General features: G+C 70.5%; 16 protein-coding genes. 4 read left to right on the plus strand and 12 right to left on the minus strand.

What is annotated here, in order from left to right:
* Nucleotides 1-67 precede the first annotated feature (67 nt).
* From OGH68_RS13335 to OGH68_RS13350, 4 genes are all read right to left on the minus strand, one after another.
* A complete protein-coding gene (locus tag OGH68_RS13335; protein ID WP_264243759.1) occupies nucleotides 68-1,852 on the minus strand; it encodes a DEAD/DEAH box helicase in 1,785 nt (594 codons plus the stop codon).
* Nucleotides 1,853-2,009: 157 nt separating this feature from the next.
* Nucleotides 2,010-2,378 carry a type II toxin-antitoxin system death-on-curing family toxin gene (locus OGH68_RS13340; RefSeq protein WP_264243761.1) on the minus strand — a complete coding sequence of 123 codons (369 nt, stop codon included), beginning with the start codon at nucleotides 2,376-2,378 and terminating at the stop codon, nucleotides 2,010-2,012.
* Nucleotides 2,378-2,575, minus strand: a complete 198-nt coding sequence (locus OGH68_RS13345) for an Arc family DNA-binding protein (protein WP_159691605.1) — start codon at nucleotides 2,573-2,575, stop codon at nucleotides 2,378-2,380. Before OGH68_RS13345 ends, OGH68_RS13340 begins: the two co-directional genes overlap by 1 nt.
* Nucleotides 2,576-2,608: 33 nt before the next feature.
* On the minus strand, nucleotides 2,609-4,075 hold the full coding sequence (locus OGH68_RS13350) for an MFS transporter (RefSeq protein WP_264243763.1): 1,467 nt from the start codon (nucleotides 4,073-4,075) through the stop codon (nucleotides 2,609-2,611).
* A 299-nt stretch (nucleotides 4,076-4,374) separates the two neighbouring features.
* Here OGH68_RS13350 and OGH68_RS13355 point away from each other — a divergent pair, with 299 nt between their 5' ends.
* From OGH68_RS13355 to OGH68_RS13365, 3 genes are read left to right on the plus strand one after another with little or no spacing between them, the layout of a single operon-like run.
* A complete protein-coding gene (locus tag OGH68_RS13355) occupies nucleotides 4,375-4,734 on the plus strand; it encodes a hypothetical protein (RefSeq protein ID WP_264243765.1) in 360 nt (119 codons plus the stop codon).
* A gap of 19 nt (nucleotides 4,735-4,753) precedes the next feature.
* Nucleotides 4,754-7,048 carry a hypothetical protein gene (locus tag OGH68_RS13360; RefSeq protein WP_264243767.1) on the plus strand — a complete coding sequence of 765 codons (2,295 nt, stop codon included), beginning with the start codon at nucleotides 4,754-4,756 and terminating at the stop codon, nucleotides 7,046-7,048.
* On the plus strand, nucleotides 7,049-7,594 hold the full coding sequence (locus OGH68_RS13365) for a hypothetical protein (protein ID WP_264243769.1): 546 nt from the start codon (nucleotides 7,049-7,051) through the stop codon (nucleotides 7,592-7,594).
* Nucleotides 7,595-7,683: 89 nt separating this feature from the next.
* Here OGH68_RS13365 and OGH68_RS13370 read toward each other — a convergent pair whose 3' ends face one another.
* The 5 genes from OGH68_RS13370 to OGH68_RS13390 all read right to left on the minus strand — a co-directional run bounded on the left by OGH68_RS13370 (nucleotide 7,684) and on the right by OGH68_RS13390 (nucleotide 11,880).
* Nucleotides 7,684-7,815 (minus strand): hypothetical protein, encoded by a 132-nt coding sequence (locus OGH68_RS13370; RefSeq protein ID WP_264243771.1) that lies wholly within the window; start codon nucleotides 7,813-7,815, stop codon nucleotides 7,684-7,686.
* 378 nt (nucleotides 7,816-8,193) lie between these two features.
* Complete coding sequence (locus OGH68_RS13375) at nucleotides 8,194-8,514, minus strand: hypothetical protein (RefSeq protein ID WP_264243773.1); 321 nt, start codon at nucleotides 8,512-8,514, stop codon at nucleotides 8,194-8,196.
* A 19-nt stretch (nucleotides 8,515-8,533) separates the two neighbouring features.
* Nucleotides 8,534-9,832 carry a type VII secretion-associated serine protease mycosin gene (gene mycP / locus OGH68_RS13380; protein WP_264243775.1) on the minus strand — a complete coding sequence of 433 codons (1,299 nt, stop codon included), beginning with the start codon at nucleotides 9,830-9,832 and terminating at the stop codon, nucleotides 8,534-8,536.
* Between the two features lie 80 nt (nucleotides 9,833-9,912).
* Complete coding sequence (locus OGH68_RS13385) at nucleotides 9,913-11,337, minus strand: WXG100 family type VII secretion target (protein ID WP_264243780.1); 1,425 nt, start codon at nucleotides 11,335-11,337, stop codon at nucleotides 9,913-9,915.
* Between the two features lie 36 nt (nucleotides 11,338-11,373).
* Nucleotides 11,374-11,880, minus strand: a complete 507-nt coding sequence (locus OGH68_RS13390; protein WP_264243783.1) for a hypothetical protein — start codon at nucleotides 11,878-11,880, stop codon at nucleotides 11,374-11,376.
* Between the two features lie 230 nt (nucleotides 11,881-12,110).
* On the opposite strand from OGH68_RS13390, the gene OGH68_RS13395 reads away from it, so the two are divergent.
* Entirely contained in the window at nucleotides 12,111-13,025 is a 915-nt protein-coding gene (locus tag OGH68_RS13395; protein ID WP_264243785.1) for a serine/threonine protein kinase, read from the plus strand.
* An 85-nt stretch (nucleotides 13,026-13,110) separates the two neighbouring features.
* Here OGH68_RS13395 and OGH68_RS13400 read toward each other — a convergent pair whose 3' ends face one another.
* The 3 genes from OGH68_RS13400 to OGH68_RS13410 are packed head-to-tail and all read right to left on the minus strand — an operon-like array spanning nucleotide 13,111 to nucleotide 18,016.
* Nucleotides 13,111-15,426 (minus strand): xanthine dehydrogenase family protein molybdopterin-binding subunit, encoded by a 2,316-nt coding sequence (locus tag OGH68_RS13400; RefSeq protein WP_413470978.1) that lies wholly within the window; start codon nucleotides 15,424-15,426, stop codon nucleotides 13,111-13,113.
* On the minus strand, nucleotides 15,423-17,123 hold the full coding sequence (locus OGH68_RS13405) for a 2Fe-2S iron-sulfur cluster-binding protein (RefSeq protein ID WP_264243788.1): 1,701 nt from the start codon (nucleotides 17,121-17,123) through the stop codon (nucleotides 15,423-15,425). The genes OGH68_RS13400 and OGH68_RS13405 overlap by 4 nt, the downstream gene beginning before the upstream one ends.
* Nucleotides 17,120-18,016, minus strand: a complete 897-nt coding sequence (locus tag OGH68_RS13410) for an FAD binding domain-containing protein (protein ID WP_264243791.1) — start codon at nucleotides 18,014-18,016, stop codon at nucleotides 17,120-17,122. The genes OGH68_RS13405 and OGH68_RS13410 overlap by 4 nt, the downstream gene beginning before the upstream one ends.
* Nucleotides 18,017-18,256 lie beyond the last annotated feature (240 nt).

Raw genomic sequence — 18,256 nt, forward strand, 5'->3', positions numbered from 1 at the left:
CCGCCGACGTTGGGGTTGTTGCTCCCTGTTCGTCACCCCTCACGAGCCGCTACGGCGACTCGGCGCGTCAGCGCATGCGCGTGGCCCACTCCTGAACCTTCTTGATCCGCTCCCGGATCTGACCCGCCGTCGCCTCCGCGCTCGGCGGTCCGCCGCACACCCTGCGCAGCTCGGTGTGGATGACGCCGTGCGGTTTGCCGCTCTGGTGGACGTAGGCGCCGACCATGGTGTTCAGCTGCTTGCGCAGTTCCAGCAGCTCCTTGTGGGAGACGACCGGTCGCCGCTCGGCCGGGAGTTCCAGGAGGTCGGCCTCCTCGTCGGGCTTCTTGCGGCTGTGCGCGATCTGGCGCGCCTGCCGCTTCTGGAGCAGCAGCTGCACCTGGTCCGGTTCGAGCAGTCCCGGGATGCCGAGGTAGTCCTGCTCCTCCTCGCTGCCCGGGTGGGCCTGCATGCCGAACTCGGCGCCGTCGTACAGCACGCGGTCGAAGACGGCGTCGGACTCCAGTGCCTCGAAGGGCAGCATGTCCTGTTCGCCGGTGTCCTCGTCCTGCTGCTTCTCGGCCTCCGCCATCTCCTTCTCGGACTCGGCGTACGGGTCCTCCTCGCCCTCCTTCTTCGGCTTGTCGAGGGCGTGGTCGCGCTCGACCTCCATCTCGGAGGCGAAACCGAGCAGGCCCGGGATGGTCGGCAGGAACACGGACGCCGTCTCGCCGCGCCGGCGGGACCGTACGAAACGGCCCACGGCCTGGGCGAAGAACAGGGGCGTCGAAATCGTCGTCGCGTACACGCCGACGGCGAGGCGCGGTACGTCGACGCCTTCGGACACCATGCGGACCGCGACCATCCAGCGGGAGCCGTCCTCGCTGAACTCCTCGATGCGCTTGGACGCGGCCGCCTCGTCGGAGAGGACGACGGTGGCCTTGTTGCCGGTGATCTCGCGGATGAGCTTGGCGTAGGCGCGGGCGGAGTCCTGGTCGGAGGCGATGACGAGTCCGCCCGCGTCCGGGATGCCCTTGCGCACCTCGGTGAGCCGCTGGTCGGCGGCGCGCAGCACGTTCGGCATCCAGTCGCCGCGGGGGTCGAGCGCAGTGCGCCAGGCCTGGGAGATCGCGTCCTTGGTCATCGGCTCGCCGAGCCGTGCTGCGACCTCGTCGCCGGCCTTGGTGCGCCAGCGCATGTTGCCACTGTAGGACAGGAAGATCACGGGCCGGACGACGCCGTCGCCCAGCGCGTTGCCGTAGCCGTACGTGTAGTCGGCGGCGGAGCGCCGGATCCCGTCGTTGCCTTCCTCGTACGTGACGAAGGGGATGGGATTGGTGTCGGACCGGAACGGCGTACCGGTGAGCGCGAGCCGCCGGGTCGCCGGCTCGAATGCCTCGAGACACGCCTCGCCCCACGACTTGGAGTCACCGGCGTGGTGGATCTCGTCGAGGATCACGAGGGTCTTGCGCTGCTCGCAGCGGTTGCGGTGCAGCATCGGGCGTACGCCGACACCCGCGTACGTGACCGCGACCCCGTGGTACTCCTTGCTCAGCGGTCCCGCGCTGTACTCCGGGTCCAGTTTGATCCCTATCCGCGCCGCCGCGGCCGCCCACTGCTTCTTCAGGTGCTCGGTCGGCGCGACGACGGTCACCTGCTGCACGACATGGTGGTGCAGCAGCCAGGAGGCGAGGGTCAGCGCGAAGGTCGTCTTGCCGGCGCCGGGCGTGGCGACGGCGAGAAAGTCACGCGGCTGCTCCTGGACGTACTTGTCCATCGCGCCCTGCTGCCAGGCACGCAGCTTGTTGGCAGTGCCCCAGGGGGCGCGGCCGGGGAAGGCGGGTGAGAGATGGTGGGAGGCGGTAGTAGTCACGGTCTCCGGTTCGCTGGCTCTCGGGTGCGGGACGCGGGCGGGTCGTCATGTACGGGGTCGTTACGTACGACAACCGGGCCACCCTACCGGGGGCCCGGTTGTCGTACGTGGCGGGACGCTCCCCGCCGCGGGGAGTGGGAGGCGCCTCACATCCGGGTCACTGGGCGAACCGCGGCAACTGCTCGGCGGTCTTCGGCACGTCCAGCAATCCCTGGCACACGTTCAGTACGAACTGCTCGGCCTCATCCACGTCGAACCCCGGACTCAGCCGATGCCCGTTCATGTGCAGGAAGACCCATGTCGCATACCAGGCGATGCGCTTGTTGCCGTCGACCAGCGCATGATTGCGGGCCAGCGATTCCATGAGCGCCGCGGCCTTCTGCCAGATGTCCGGATAGGCGTCCTGCCCGAATACGCTCGACTGCGGTCGGGCCAGGGCGGAGTCCAACAGCCCGTAGTCGCGCACCTCCTCAGCCCCGAGGCGTTCCGCAAGCTTGAGCAGCTCGGGAAGCGTGAGGTAGTTCATCAGGCGAGCCTCCGGTTGAGCTCCTCACTCGCCTTCAGAACGTGATCCGCCGCCTCGTTGAAGAGGCGTGAGTGCTCATTGATGGCGGTGATCACGGCGTCGTGCGCAAAGGACTGCATGCTTCGGCCTTCCGCCTCGGCACGCTCGCGCAGAGCGTTCAGCTCTTCCTCGGTGAACCTCAAATTCAATCCGGCCATGTACCTGATGGTACCAAGCGGTACCATCAGGTACTACGTGATTGCCGCCCGCAGCCGCGTCGCCACCCACGCCCCCACCAGCGCCACCCCGGCCATCGGCAGGAACACCGCGGCGAAGGCGACCGGATGCGCGGCGGACGCGCCGCCGGTCACGGCGTGGGCCGCGCCCACCGCGCCGCCGCCCAGGGCGGCGAACGCCGCGCCGCCCGCCGCGAGCAGCAGCACGTTCGACAGCGCGTCCGAGATCTGCAGCGCGGCCGAGTTGGCGCCCGCCTCCTCGGGCGCGGAGAGCTTCAACAACAGCACGCTCGTCGAGCCGATCACCAGGCCCATACCGAAGCAGCCGAAGGCCCAGGCGACGGCGACGATCCAGACCGGCATCGCCTCGATCAGCACGCTCGGCGCGGTCACGATCGCCGCCGCGACCAGCAGCATGCCGAACACGACCAGCCCTTGGCGGTACGGCTCCACGCGCGGCCGGGACTGGACGTACGAGCCCAGTGCCCACGTCGCCCCGCCGGCCGCGAGTGAGAGCCCGGCCAGGGTCGGGGAGAGCCCGCGCTGGGTGACCAGCATCAGCGGCACGAACGACTCGGCCGCGATGAAGGACCCGGCGGCGATGCCGCGCAGCAGGACCACTGACGGCAGTCCGCGCGCCGCCCGGTACGTCCCGCGCGGCAGCAGGCCGAGCGCGGACGGCACGAGCAGCGCCGCACCGGCCGCCGCGGGCAGGAGCGAGAGCCGGCGTAGATCCTGGCCCGCGTACTGAAGGAGAGCGGCGCCCAGAGAGATACCGAGGGCCAGCCGGATACGACGCCGGTCGAAGGGCGGCACGGGCCCGGCGGGGTCAGCGGGCCCGGAGGCCGTACGCCGTATCGCCGGCAGCGCCAGCCCCAGCGGCAGCGCGACCAGCGCCGGGATACCGAGGAACACCCAGCGCCAGCCGAGCTGCTCGGTGACCGTGCCCGCGGCGAGCGGCCCGACGACGGAGGGGATCACCCAACTCGCCGCGAACGCAGCCATGATCGCGGGTTGCAGCCGCTGCGGGTACGCGCGGCTGACGACGACGTACAGCGCGACGATGACCAGCCCTCCCCCGAGCCCCTGAACAGCCCGGCCGAGCACGAACACCCACATGGCACCCGCGGTCCCCGAGAGCACCAGCCCCGCGGCGAACGCGCTCATGCCGCCCGCGAGCGCGCCCAGCGGTCCGCTGCGGTCCGCCCACTGGCCGGAGACGACCATGCCGAAGAGGCTGGTGGTGAAGTACGCAGAGAAGGCGAAGGCGTAGAGAGGGATGCCATGCAGCTCGCGGGCGGCCACCGGCATGGCGGTGCCAACTGCCGTGGCTTCGAAGGCGATCAGGAAGACGACGGCAACGATGCCGATGCTGAGCGCCCGGTGCTCGCGCCCGAGGACGCCGCCGCTCTGTCTGTCGTCCGGAGCGAGGGCTGCTGCGGGGCGCGGCGCGACGGCGTCACTCGGTTCGAGGGGGGGCACGGCCCCAAGAGTAAGGGGCGATTCATGGGATGGGCCCTGTCGCGAGTCGGGGCCGGGATGGTCCTTTGGTCGTACGTCCGTGAACGGCGGCTGGCAGCCTCCACTCAAGGGTGACGGCCGGCCCTGGTAACGAGGGGCGGCCGTCACCGTTACCCTGCCGCTCCCCAGCCGCCAAGGCGGCGCGCCAGGCGGCTCGCGAGGCGGCCGGAACGCGCCGATCACCCTGCAACACACCGTTACGGTGACGTCACACCCCGACACCGAAGAGGTCGGGGCGACGGGGAGCGGAGGATCTTGGCATGGCCGACCCGGAGGCCGGCGCCCGCCACGGCGCCGCCGAACTGAAGGTGAACACCGACGAGCTCGGCGCGGTCGGGCACGACGCGTACGTCCTCCGCGGGCGGCTCACGCGGGACGGCGACCACGCCCGTGCCTCGACGTTCGACGCGGCGATCGCGTTGACGAACGGGAACTTCGCCAGCGGGGCGGAACTACTGAAAATGCACGACCGCTGGAACACGCAACTGCGGACCCTGCTCGACGCGTGCGCGCAGATCTCCAATCACCTCGACTACTCGAAGGCCGCGCATGCAAAGGACGACGCCGACATCGGCGGCAACCTGACCGCGGTCTCCAAGATCAGCGAATACTTCAAGTAGTCCACCGGGGGGAAGCGCAGTGCTGAAGTACGAGGACGTCGTCGACGCACCCGTCACCAAGTTGAAGGAAGCCGCCGACGACTGGTCGGAGATGCTCACCAAGCTGGAGAAGCTCGCGGTCGAAGCCCGGCGGGGCATGAAGGCCAAATCCGACAGGGCCGACTGGCGGGGTCTGAACGCGGGTGTCACGAAGCCGTTCATCACCAAGACGGCCAGGGAGTTCGACGATGCGGAGGCCCAGGCCAGGAGCATCAAAATGCTGCTCGCGGACGCGCACGCATCGTTCAAGGCCGCCAAGGACGCGCTGTTGAGGATCCGGGACGAGGAAAGCCCAGCCGCGGGCATCCACGTGGACGCGAACGGCAAGGTCCGCCCCCGCCACGACCTGAAGACCGACGCGGCGGCACGCCATGACCCCGGCTATGCGGAGGCATTGCGCAAACAGGAGCAGGCCGTGGCCTCCTGGCAGCGGAAGATCGACAGAATCGTCGAGGACTGCTCGGACGCCGACGACTCCCTGAAGCGCGCCCTCGCCGCGAACGTCAAGGGCGCGCACAACTTCACCGCCCCCAAGTACGAGAGCCTTGACGCGGAGCAGGTCGACCGGGCGGCGGAACTCATGAAGAAGGTCACCGGCGACGACGGCACCGCGCGCAACGTGGCCGCTCTCAAGGAACTCGAAGACCTTCTGGACGACAACCGCAGCGACCCCGGGTTCTCCGCCTCCTTCTACCGGAAGCTCGGCGCGGAAGGGACCCTCGAGGCGTACGCGAACATGTCGCTGAACGCCACATCGCTCGGCCCGTCCGTGGAGGCCCAGGACCGCGTGAGGATGGTGCGCAACATCCAGAACGACATGGGCGCGATCCTCGGCCTCGCCACGCAGGCGTCCACTCCGAACCACCTCGGCGCCATGTGGACGACCCAGCTCATGAAGGTGGGCCGCAAGGAACTCGACGTGTCGGGCACCACCGGGCTCGGCACCAAGCTGTACGGCTACCAGGCTTTGGCGGCTCTCCTGCGAGAGGGGACGTACAACACCGAGTTCCTCACCTCGGTGGGCCGCGACATGGTGGCCATGGACAAGAAGAACCCAGGAATCTGGGACCACAGCATGCCCATCGAACGGGCCATGTCCATCAATCTGGACAATGAGGGCGGCAGTGGGTTCAACCCGCTCACCGGGCTCATGGAAGCGATGAGTCACAACCCGGAGGCATCAACGGCCTTCTTCAACGAACCGCTCCGGGAGGACACCAACAAGGACGGCATCGTCACCTTGTCGGACGGCGCGATCGGGGGCAAGGACGCGCAAGGGCTCGTCGACTACATGCTCGACAAGAAGCCGACGGCCGACTACTACGACACGATCGTCGGCGGAGAGGCCACCCCCGGCCAGACCGCGCTCGGCAACGCCCTGGAGGCGGCGGTCGCGGGGCGCGTACCGGGCGACGAGGACGCGCCGCCGGTGTACCACACCGAAGCCATGAGCAACGTGATGGAACAGGTCGTCGCGAAGATCGGCGCGGACCCGACGCTGGTCGCGGCGAACCCCGGCGACATGCCGGGCCCGCTCAGTGGCCTGGCCCCGCAGTTCGGCAACATGGCCGCCGAGTACATGCCCGACTTGCAGGGCACCGCGGAGAACGGTGCGAATCAAGCCAAACCGCTCGGGGTCATGGCCGAGTTCCGCAAGGACGAGATGGCCCTGTTCCTCGGCGCGGTCGGCCAGGACCCCCAGGCCTACGGCGCGATCACCAACGCCCAGCAGGCGTACACCACGGCGCTCGTTTCGGACGTCTTCCGCAACCCGGACGAGCACGGGGACACCGAGGCGGCAATCCAGAACGCCGTCCACCCGGGCGGCGAGATCGCGGGCATCCTGACGGAGGCGAGGGCGCAGGCCATCCACGACACCAAGGCCCATGAAGCAGATGAGTACAACAAGGGCGTGGAGGAGAACGCGAAGTGGACGAATCGCGTTATCGATGCGCTGGGGGCCAGGTACGTGGAGATGGTGCCGGTGTTGGGTGATGCGGTGATGTGGATGAAGGAGGAGGTTACGGAGTCGGCCGTGAACAGCGCGCTAAAGGACAACACCGAAGAGTCTCGTCGTGAGTCGGCCGAGGGCTACACCAGGGCTGAAGGCGCGGCAAAGCTGGCGGCGGCATCCGCCGTAGAGACTGCCGCCCGTGGATCCGGCCTCACACAGGAGCAGATCGATGAGTACAGGGGAGCAGCCTCCACTCAGACTGCTACTGCACACTCCATCGGCCGCGACCTGGTCGCCAGTTCAGCCCCGAAGGGAAGCTAGATGCACCGAAACAACACACGTGCGACCGCATTGATGAGCGCCCTCCTACTTACGGTGGCTGCCTGTTCGGACGGTGAGAGCGCGGCAGTCCCGGAGCTCCCGGAGCGGATCTGCTGGGGTGTGTTCACGGCCGACGACATCGAGCCTCTCATGCCGACAGGCAAGAAGGCCGAAATGTTCTCGGATCCCTTCGTCTTCGACGATGAGGGAACGGACTCCGTCACGTGCAACCTGGACATTGACGGCCGAAACGGAATGGGCGTCGATGCAACCCGTCTCGACTTTGAGCATCAGGTCGACTGGTCCTCCTGGGACGCGGCCGAGCCAAAGCCCATTGACGTGGGGCAGAAGGGCATCATCTGGTCGAGCGGCGCCGGCACTCACATCGCCTGTGAGCCCTCCACGTCCACCTCCGACCCCGGGAAATACATCCAGCTGTACGTCAGCACCGACCGCTCACCAGACAAGAAGAAGCTGCGCGCCGCGCTGCCCGGCCTGCTTCAGCAGCTCGTCACCTTCACGAAGCGTGAGCTGAACTGCCCCTGACGGACAGCTCAAGCGGTTGCGTTTCATGTACACACGGTGCCGCCACACACCTTGGTGGTGGCGGAGAGCGCTCAGCGCGGAGGAACCGGCTAGCGCACCTGGATGTCGCCGAACTCCTGCGACGTGCCCTGCCAGTGGAGGACGGCGAGCTCGCCGCGACGCTCCTTCCTGCCCACCTGCAGGGTGAAACGGGACCCGCGGTGGTGTGCATCTCCAGTCAAAATCCCAGCGGTTCGGATCGGTGTTCCCCGCCCCGAGACGAAGGGGTGGCAGCCTTGACGCACTCGCGCTGGCCACCGGTCGCGACGTAGGAACGCGTGGCATCGCCGGACTCGACGGAGTGGCTGCCAGACCCCTGACGTCGTCGTGCTCAAGCCACCCTGCCGGAGTGCGGCGGTCGCCCTCCGGACCGCCGTCCGTGCAACGCCGACCTCATGCTCCAGCCACACCTCGGAGATCAAGGAGCGCGGCGGCGGGTCACCGGCGGCAGTCCGTTCCTGGAGCCCATTGCCAATCCGCGCCCACTTGGGCCGGGTGGGGTCGAACTCGCTCACGGCCCGGACTGTACGCCGGATTCTCCGAAGACTCTCCCTGACCAGTCACGTCGCGGGCACGACTCCAGTGCAGTCGAACTGCTTGCCAACCGACTCGACGAAATCCCGAAACAGTACGTGATCCTTGACGAAGCCAGCCGATTCCAACGTCTCCGTGTATTGAACTCCGAGCTCCATTGCGAAATAGGTCTCTGTTCCGTTGCAGTTCGCCACGATGTGTCGGGGGCCCACCCCTGTAACCGGCCAACCAGGGATCGGATCTTCTGCGGAGTAGTCGTCCATCTTCTTGATACCAGCGAGGATGAGGGGATCCCGCGTCACGGAGTACGTGATATAGCCGGACCGCTCCACGGAAGCCACGTCCATTCCCACTCTCCCCACGCCATCATGTACCCCCGTCTTTCCTGTTCTGGTTGTGGTGTGCACCGTGTGGTGGCAGTGGCTGCTGCGCGTAGTACGGCTGACCCGATTCATGCGGGTACGGCGGCGTGGTGACCGCCGGTGCCGGTGTGGTCCTGGTGCGGCGTCGGTTTCGGAGCCCCGGGATTACGACGGCCGCACCGAGGACGGCGGCTGTACCGATGCCGGCAGCAATCCAGACGGTGGGCGAGTTACTGTCGTCGTCGGACGCGGTCGACGGGGCCGTCGGCTGGGCGGAGGCCTTAGCAGGGCTGGAAGGCTCCGGGGACGGGGACTTGGCGGCCGCGTAGGTGAAGTCGGGGAGCGGGTACTCGTCCGCGGGGCCAGGGTCGCCCGGCGTTGTCAGCGCGCGCAAGGGGCGCACGGCGCCGTAACCGATGTGGTCGTTGCGCTTGTTGCCGCTGGTCGGGCCGCTGATGGTGTTCAGCATGACTCGCAGGACCTGGTTGTTGGTCCACTCCGGGTGCTGAGACCAGATCAACGCGGCGGTGGCGGAGGCGATGGCGGTGGCGTGACTGGTGCCCTTGCCGTTGCACAGTCCGGTTTTCCCGCCGCATGCATGGATGATGTTCTCGCCAGGCGCGGAAACGTCGACCTGTGGTCCGAACTGAGAGAAGTCGGACTTCTTGAGGTCCTTGCCAAGGGACCCCACAGCAACGACCCCCGGAGTCGAGGCCGGGTATTCGTCCTGATTCAGGCCATCGTTGCCTGTGGCCGCGAAGATCAGCGAGCCCTTCTCGTTGGCGTATCGGACAGCAGCCGCCAGTTGCGGCGATCCCCTGTCAACCCCCATGGAGACGTTGATGACTTTGGCGCCCGCGTCAGTGGCGTAGCGAATCGCCTCCGGCGCGAGTACGTTGAACTGTTCTTCCGCCTCAGCCTGGCTCGCCAACTGCTTTTCCCCTGGCACCCGAACTGGGAGAATCTTGGCACCTGGTGCCAGCCCGAATGCACCATCTCCTCCGCCACTGCTCCCCGTACCGGCGATGATGCCTGCCATCCCAGTGCCGTGGCCGTCGTTATCCGTCCGCTCGTCGCCCGGTTCGTCCGGGGTCAGGTCCTTGCCCTCGAGGACGCGGCCTCGAAGATCTCCGTTGGTGGCGTCAACACCGGTGTCGATGACCGCGACGGTCACGCCCTTGCCTGTACTGATCTTCCAGATCTCGTCCGCGCCCATCGCATCGAGATGCCACTGCTGCGAGCGGATGGACTCGGCGTGTGCCGGAGTGGTCGCAATGCCTGCCAGCACCGTCGTCAGGAGCATGGACGCCGCAGCTCGGGCACGTGCACGGCGTTTGGTGCTGGCAGGCATGTACATCCTCTTCGCTGGTGTCGGGTGAGGTGTCAGTCGATGACCGGAGGCACGACTCGGCGGCTGTTCTGCTGCCAGGTCTCGTCGTCCTCGGTGAGGTAGTCCGGTCGCTCGCCCTCAGTATTCTCACGGGCTGAGGAGGGCCGCGAAGACGTGCCCGCGATTCCACCGCGTGCCGGTCCGGAACCACTCTGGGTGGACGGACGCCCGCCTGTGATGCCTGTCTGCACGGGTCGCCCGCCGGGGGTCCGACTTTGGCCGGATCCCAGGCCGCCACCCGCGCCTCCGGCACCATGTGCCATGGGTGGACGGGCGAACCCGCTGCTCTCGGCACCGATCACGTTTCCACGCGGGATGCCGGCCGACCGCCCTGAAGCGGGCGGCACAGGGCGTCCGCCGACGATGCCGTCTCTCGGGGGCCTCGCGCTGCCGGAGCCGGGTCCCGGCACTCCAGTCGGCTGTCCCGGCAGCACCGGGCCCCGGGGAGCTCCTGGGATCCGCCCAGTCCCGTCCTGCTTGGCAGACGGAGACACGGGCCCTCCACCGGATACCGGGGGTACCAGGTTCACCGGCGGGTTCGTCGGCCCCTCGAGGCGTACCGGACCGGGTGTGGGCTGGGCTTGAGGAGCCGTCTGCGTCGGCGGCAGCGTGCTGATGCTGTCGATTTCCATGGCAGCAGGGGGCATGCTCGGCTCCACGGCCGCAGGAGGCGCCTCGGGCCCGGGCACGCGTTCGGCCGCGGTCGCGGGTGCCGGTGCACTGCCCATCACAGACGCGGGAGCGGCATACCCCGCGCCGGTCCCGTACTCTGCTGCCGAACCGCCGCCCGAGCGGTCTACATCCTGTGTGCCCATACCGTGGTCGATGTCCGGCGGCACGAACTCCGCCGGCGGCGGCCTGAACGTCGGCACCTCCAAGTTGTCCATCTGCGACGCCGACTGGTCGTACGCCTGCGCCAGCTTGCGCATCTCGGCGGCGGCCTCCAGGCGTTTCAGCTCCTGGGACGCGGCCAGGGTGGCCTCCGCCTTGGCCGCCACCGTCGACGCGTCGGGATCGTTGTGGTGGGACTTGGCGGCGTCGAGGTTGGCCTGGGCCTGATCCTTGGAGGTGTAGCGCGGGATGGCGGCCTGGGCGCGGGCGATGGCGCCCGAGGACTGGCCGAGCCACTTGGCCGCCTCGTCGCTGTAGTCCGCCAGTCGGAACGTCGAGGAGGCGAGGCTCGCGCCCCACTCGACGAACGCGTCGAAGCCCTCCCCTTCCCACTTCACCCGCTCGGGGCGGAACTTCAGCAACTGGGCGATGCTCCGGATCTCCCCCGCCGCCGCCGACAGCCGGTCGGCAGCCTCCTGGACATGGAAGCTGCTGGCCTGGTCCAGCCAGGCCAGCATCTCCTCGTGGGACTTGTCTTCGAAGGAAGTGCGGCGTCCTCCGCCGCCTCCGCCACCGTCGTTGACCATCTCGTCCGTCTCCCCCTGTCGTCCGTCGAACGTCGCCTACTTGAGCCCGCCGGCGCCGACCGTGTCCCCCGGCTCGGCCGCCGGTGCGCCGTCGGCCGGTGGGCGGCGCTCTGCCGTCGGGTCCCGGTCCGCGTCGTAGTGCTGCTGTGTGTGGGCCTGGATGGCCAGCATCCGGCGGCGGATGTCGTCGTCGACGTCGGCGTAACCGCTTTTGGCGGAAACGACCGCGATACCCATGCCTTCCAGGCAGTCGCTCATCAACTGGGACAGCTCCTTGAGCCGTTCGACCACGAGCTCGTACGACGCGTTCAGTCCCGCCGCTTCGGCCCAGGCGCCTTCGCCTCCGCCAAAGTGGTTGCGTTTGGTGTAGGCCGTGCCCACCTGCTTCGGTGCCGCGGGCGAGTCGCCCAGTTCGATGACGAGCTGGTCGACCCGCTTCTTAAACTCCACCATCGACTCGGCGTCGTACGACAGCGAGGCCACCGCGCCCGGTTGGCGCTCGCCACCCGGCTTGCCGCTCGGCCAACCGTCGTGCTCCGCCATCGCGCCGCCCCCCATGCACACAGAAAACCGGTCTGCCACTCTACCGAGCAGTACGGACAGTGCTTCGCACCCTGGGGGCAGTCCCAGCCACGTGGGACTGCCTCCTCCAAGGGCGGTGGAACGCGGCCCATATTCGGAGCGAGCCCCCCAAAGGCTACCGTCCACCTGTGCCCGGCCGACGCGCCGGTAGGCTCCTGTGGCGTTGTCATGCCTAGGGGGATCTCGCCAAGATGGAACGAGCGCATACGGAACGCCCACGGCAGGGCGGGCCGCGCCGGATCGGCCCGTATCAGCTCATCACCCGGCTCGACCCGACGGGACCGGGCCATCCGCCGGTCCCCGAGCGGCGGTTCGTCGCGCGCAGCGCCGACGGGCAGAGCACCGTGCTGATCAGTGCGCCGCTCGACGGGGCGGATCCCGGGCGGTTCCTCGTCGAGGCGGACGCCGCTCGCCGGCTCGTCGGCCCGTGGACGCTGCCCGTCGCCGAACTGTCGCCGACGCCGAAGGCCCCGTGGTACGCCACGCCCTATTTTCCGGTGATCCCGCTTCCGGTGGCGCTGGCCGTGCACGGCGGCCCGCTGCCGGAGCGCACCGTACGAGCCCTGGGCGCCGCCCTCGCGGAAACCCTCGTGGGCGCGCACGCCGCCGGCATCACGCACGCCGGGCTCTCCCCCGCCGCCGTACTGCTGGCCTGGAACGGGCCGCGCCTGACCTGCTTCGGCGCGGCTCGCGCGGCCACCCCGGACGGTGAGGTCCGCACCGGTCTCGCCGGGCTGGAGCCGGGGAGCCTCGCCCCCGAAGCCGCGGCAGGCGGCCGTCCCCGCCCGCCGGGCGACATCCACGGGCTGGGGGCCGTCCTCGCGTACGCCGCCACCGGCCACACGGTCCCGGACAGCGCCGAACTTCCGGAGTCCTTGCGTGCCGTGGTCTCCCGCTGTCTGACCCGCGACGCGGCGGCCCGGCCGACGGCGTCGGAGCTGCTGCTCGCCCTGCCCCCGTCCTCCGCGGCCCCCACGTCGACGGTTCTGGACTCGGCCGGCTCGCTCCTGGGGCCCGGCTGGCTGCCGGGCCGGGTGGCGGCGGCCATCGCCCGGCAGTCGTCGCAGGTCCTGGCCGCCGAGGTCCGTACAACCGCGTCTTCGTGACGGCGGGTGAGGAACCGTCGGCTCTGCCGGTGTTCGACCGACGGGGCGCGGCGACGGCGCCCCACGTGTCAGGCTCGAGCCGAGGTCAGGACTTCGGGGCAGCCACCGCCGCCTGCGGTCTGATCGGGAGGCGGTTGATCGGGCGGCCGGTGGCGGCGCGGACGGCGGAGGCGACGGCGGCCGGGGAGGTGACGACCGGGGCCGCGCTCGCGGGTTTGGCGCCGAAGGGGGCCACGACGTCGCGTTCCTCGACGAGTTTGACGATGCGGATGTCCGGCGCGTCCAGGGATGTGGGGAGCGCGTAGCCGGTGAGGTCGGGGTGGCGGATCAGGCCGCGGGCCGTGCGGAGGTTCTCCGTTAGGGCCGCGCCGATGCCCTGGGTGACGCCGGCTTCTATGCGGGTGGCCAGTTGGGAGGGGTTGAGGACGCGGCCGACGTCCTGGGCCACGGCCATCTCGACCACGCGTACGGAGCCCAGTTCGATGTCGACGTCGACCACCGCGCGGACCGCGCAGAACGCCAGGCCGACGAAGGCGTCACCCTGGCCGGACTCGTCCAGGGGCTCGGTGGGGTGCGGGCGGCACTGGGCGGTCGCCCAGAGTTCCTTGCCGTCCATCGCCTCGGTGACCGTCGTCGACAGCACGCCGTCGTACGACGTGATCTTGCCGTCGGTGATCTGGAGGAGTTCCGTGGACATGCCGAACTGATGGGCCAGCGGCTGGAGAAGCTGGGTGCGGACCATCTTGGCGGCGCGTTCGACGGCGCCGCCGGACACCCAGGTGTGGCGGCCGTGGGCGGCCGGGCCGGCCGGGGGCTGGTCGGTGTCGACGGCAGCGACGCGGACGTCCTCCACGCCCAGCGTCTCCTGCACGATCTGGCGGGCCAGTGTGGAGAAGCCGGAACCGGTCTCCACGGCCGCGCAGATGACCGTCGCCACTCCGTCCTGGACCCTGACCGTGGCGGTGGAGACCTCGTCGGTGCCTTCCGCGCCGAGCATGTGCACCATGCCCAGGGCGTAGCCGACGCCGCGCCGTACCGCGCCCGGTTCCCCGGCGCCCTCGGGGCCGCCGGGGAGGAGCCAGTCGTCCTCCGGGGAGTCCTTGGGGAGGGGCGGGAGGGGGAAGTCGCGTACGGCCTGGAGCAGTTCGGCGACGGGGGCCGGACAGGTGACGGTCTGGCCGGTGGGCAGGATGTCGCCGGTGGCCAGGACGTTGCGCAGCCTGATCTCGGTCTGGTCCAGGCCGAGTTTCACGGCGAGCTTGTCCATCTGCGCCTCGTACGCGGCGCAGACCTGCATCGCTCCCTCACCGCGTACGTGGCCCGACGGCGGGTTGTTGGTACGGACCGCCCAGCCCTCGATGTGGGCGTGCGGGACGACGTACGGGCCGCAGGCGAAGGCGACCGCGGCCGCCAGCGACTCGGAGGAGGCGTCGGCGTACGCGCCCGCGTCGAGCAGCAGCTGGGCCTCGACCTTGACCAGGTGGCCCTCGGCGTCCGCGTGGTGGCGGTAGCGCAGCAGCGTGGGATGGCGGTGGGCGTGGCCGAGGAAGGATTCCTCGCGGGTGGCGGTGAGTTTGACCGGGCAGCCGGTACGGAGGGCCAGCAGGCCGAGCGGGAGTTGGAAGCCGGGGTCCTCGCGGTCGCCGGTCGCGCCGGGGACGCCGGTGACGACGACCTTGACCCGTTCCGGTTCCAGGCCGAAGCAGGAGGCCGCCAGGTCGCGGTCGGTGTGCGGGTCGGTGGAGGCGACGTAGAGCTCGACGCCGCCGTCGGGGCGGGGCACGGCGAGGCCCGCCTCGGCGCCGATGGGGGCGGGGTCCTGGCGGCCGATGCGGTACAGGCCCTCGACGATCACCTCGCCGGTGGCGTCGGGGTCGCCGTAGCGCAGCGGGATGTGTCGGACGAGGTTGCCGTCGGGGTGCAGCGGTTCGGCGGCGAAGGCCTTCTCGGGGTCGGTGACCGGTTCGAGGATTTCGTACTCGACAGCGATCGCCGCCGCCGCGAGGCGGGCCGTGTCGGGGTGGTCGGCCGCGACCGCGGCGATCGCCTCGCCGTGGTGCCGGACGATCTCGGAGGCGAAGACGGGCCGGTCGGCGATGCGCCGTCCGTACGAGCCGTCGCCGGGAACGTCCTCGTGGGTGATCACCGCGTGCACGCCGGGCATCTCCAGCGCGGCTGAGGTGTCGACGGAGACGATACGGGCGTGCGGGTGCGGCGAGCGCAGCAGCGCGGCCCACAGCAGGCCCTCCGCCCACAGGTCGGAGGCGTAGGGGAAGGTGCCCTCGCTCTTCGCGCGGGTGTCGGCGGCGGGAAGCGACGCGCCGAGGCCGTGGGCAGGAGGCTCCGGCTGAGGGCTGTCGGCCTGCTGCGGCATCGCAGTGGTGGCCGCGTCGTTGCTCACGCCATGCCTCCGTCGTGCGGGTGAATCTGCACACTACCTGCGCCGGGGGGTGCCTGGTGCGGGATGCGGGCTTCGCCACCGGCGTCCGGCTTTTCGGCGTCGGCCGCTTCGGCCGCGGCCGCTGCGCTCGCCGCGCGTTCGGCGACCACCTCGCGCACGGCGTCGAGGACGCCGCGGTAACCGGAGCAGCGGCAGAGGTTGCCGCACAGGGCCTGACGGGTCTCCAGTTCGGTGGGGGCGTGGTTGCCCTCGAGGAGGTCGTGGACGGTCATGGCCATGCCGGGAATGCAGAAGCCGCACTGGACGGCGCCGCAGGCGGCCAGGGCCCGCTGGACGTCGGAGGGTTCGCCGTCGGTGGCCAGGCCCTCGACCGTACGGACCTCGGAGCCGGCGGTGGTCGCCGCCGGGACGAGGCAGGAGGCGACGAGGCGGCCGTCGACCTGGACGTTGCAGGCGCCGCATTCGCCTTGGGAGCAGCCGTCCTTGGCACCGGCGAGGCCGAGGCGCTCGCGGAGCACGTAGAGGAGGGACTCGCCTATCCAGGCGTCGCTGACCGGGCGGTCGGTGCCGTTGACGCGCAGGACGTACGAGGTCGGCGGGTGCTCCTCGCTCCCGACGGGCAGCACGTCCGCCGGTGCGGCGGGGGGCTCGGGGTCGGGGGCGGGCTCGGGTCCGGGTTCGGGCTCGGGCTCGGGCTCGGGCTCGGGGCCGGTGTCGACGGCCGCAGGGGCAGATTGAGGGTCGGCGTCGGGCTCTGGTTCTGGTTCGGGCTCGACGGCCGCTGCCTCGGCCTCCGGCTCGGGTTCGGTCCCGGACACGCCGGCCGGCTCGGGGGACGGCGCGGCGGCTTCGTGGGCCTCGCCGGCGATCTCCTCGGCCTCCGGCTCGGCGGACGCCACCGGCTCGACCCCGGCCTCCGCAGCCACGGGCTCCGCCACCGGCTTCGGCTCCGCCGCCCAAGGTGCCGGGGCTCCGCCCGGCAGCGTCGCCCACGGCGCGGGCGCGCCTCCGGGAAGCGTGGCGGGCGGGGTCGTGGCGGCCCAGGGCTCGTCGGCGCGCGGCGGCAGCGGGAACTCGCCCGAGTCGCCCTCGGACGACACGGCGGGTTCGGACTCCTGGAAGTCCTGGAACGTCCACTGGCCCGTCACGCCCTGCTCCATCGGCTCGCCCGAGCCCTGCGAGGAGTCCTGCGCCGCGGGCTCCGGCCACTGGGGCGTCGCCCAGCCGCCCGCCGACGCGGGGTCCGTATCGGCGGCAGGCGTCAACGGGGTGATCATCGGGGGTACGTAGCCGTGTCCGGGGGCCTCCAGCGGGGCGGCGTCGCCGGTGATCTCGGGGGGCAGCTGGAAGAACGCCGTGGCCTCGCCGTCGTACTCGCCGCCCTGCGGCGTGGGTTGCCAGCCGCCGCCCTGGCCGCCGTACGCATCGTGGGAGCCGTAGTCACCCGCACCGGCGCCGCCGGTGCCGGGACCGGCCCCTGCGCCGTAGGACCCGTACGGGTCGTACTGCTCCGGCCGGGAAGGCTGGGCCGGCCGGCCGTGCCAGTCGTACCCGTCCTGCCCGTCCTGGCCGTCCTGCTGCTCACGGCCGTCCTGCTGCTCATGGCCGTCGTAGTGATCGCCACGGTGGTCGGACTCGAAGCCCTCCGGCAGCCGGAACTCCGGCGGAAGGCCGTGCGGGTTGTTCTCGTTGCTCACGACAGCGCCCTCCCCAGTGCCCGTCGGGCCAGCGCGGCGACGGTACGCCGCAGGTGCAGTACGGCCGGTGACGGCACCGGTTGTTCCTCGCCCTCCGCGGCCGGCGCCGGGTCGGGGATGCACGCGGCGGCGACGTACTCGCCGAACGCGGTGAGTGCCTCGCCCGCCAGGCCGCGCTCGCCGTCCCAGTCGATGAGCGAGGCGATCCACCGCTCCGCCTCCAGCGGCCGCAGCGGCATCGGCGCGATGGCGCCCACCGCGCAGCGCACACTGCGCCGGGCCGGGTCGAGCACGACGGCCACGGATGCCGTGGCACGGCCGGGGCCGGTGCGGCCGGTCGCCTTCAGGAAGACCTGCGGGGCGTGCAGCAGGGGGACGCGTACGAAGCCGATCAGTTCGGCGGGGCCGAGCATCTCCCGGCCGGCCAGCAGGTGTGAGACGGGGATCTCGCGGCGGGCGCCGCCGGGGCCCGCGACGACGAGATCGGCCTCCAGGGCGGCCAGTACCGGCAGGGTGTCGTTGGTGGGCGCGGCGCTGACGATGTTGCCGCCGAGTGTGCCCGCGTTGCGGATCTGGGGCGGGCCGGCCGCGCGTGCCGACGCGGCGAGCGCGGGGATGAGGGCCGCGAAGTCGGGGCGGCCCATCCGGGCGTGGGTGAGTCCGGCTCCGAGCAGCGCGTGTCCGTCCTGGTAGCGCCAGCCGCGGATCTCGCTGATGCGGCCGAGGCCGACCAGGCCGGCGGGGCGCAACTGGCCCCGGTTGACGGCGGCCATGAGGTCGGTGCCGCCGGCGACGGGAACGGCGGCGGGCATGGCGCTGAGCGCCGCGACGGCCTCGTCGAGCGAGGCCGGCAGCGTCACCGAATGTGCCGTGTGCGGTGCGTGCGTGGTCACCAAGCTGCCCCTTCCCGGCGTCCGGGCTGTCCCGCCTGTGTTGCCGTACCGTACGTGCTCACAGGCCGGACGGGGCAACTCTGGCACATCTTCCGGGCGGACCGGCGGGAGGGTCCGCGAAGGGCAGATCCACCCCACAATTGCGAAACCGCGACAATGGTCCGGTTTCGCACCCGGGTGGCGCCAAGGGGGCATTGCAGTGCTTCGGCGGCGGTTGTACGCCTTGTTCCTCGCGGTGGC

This window comes from Streptomyces peucetius (assembly GCF_025854275.1).
GTDB lineage: Bacteria > Actinomycetota > Actinomycetes > Streptomycetales > Streptomycetaceae > Streptomyces > Streptomyces peucetius_A.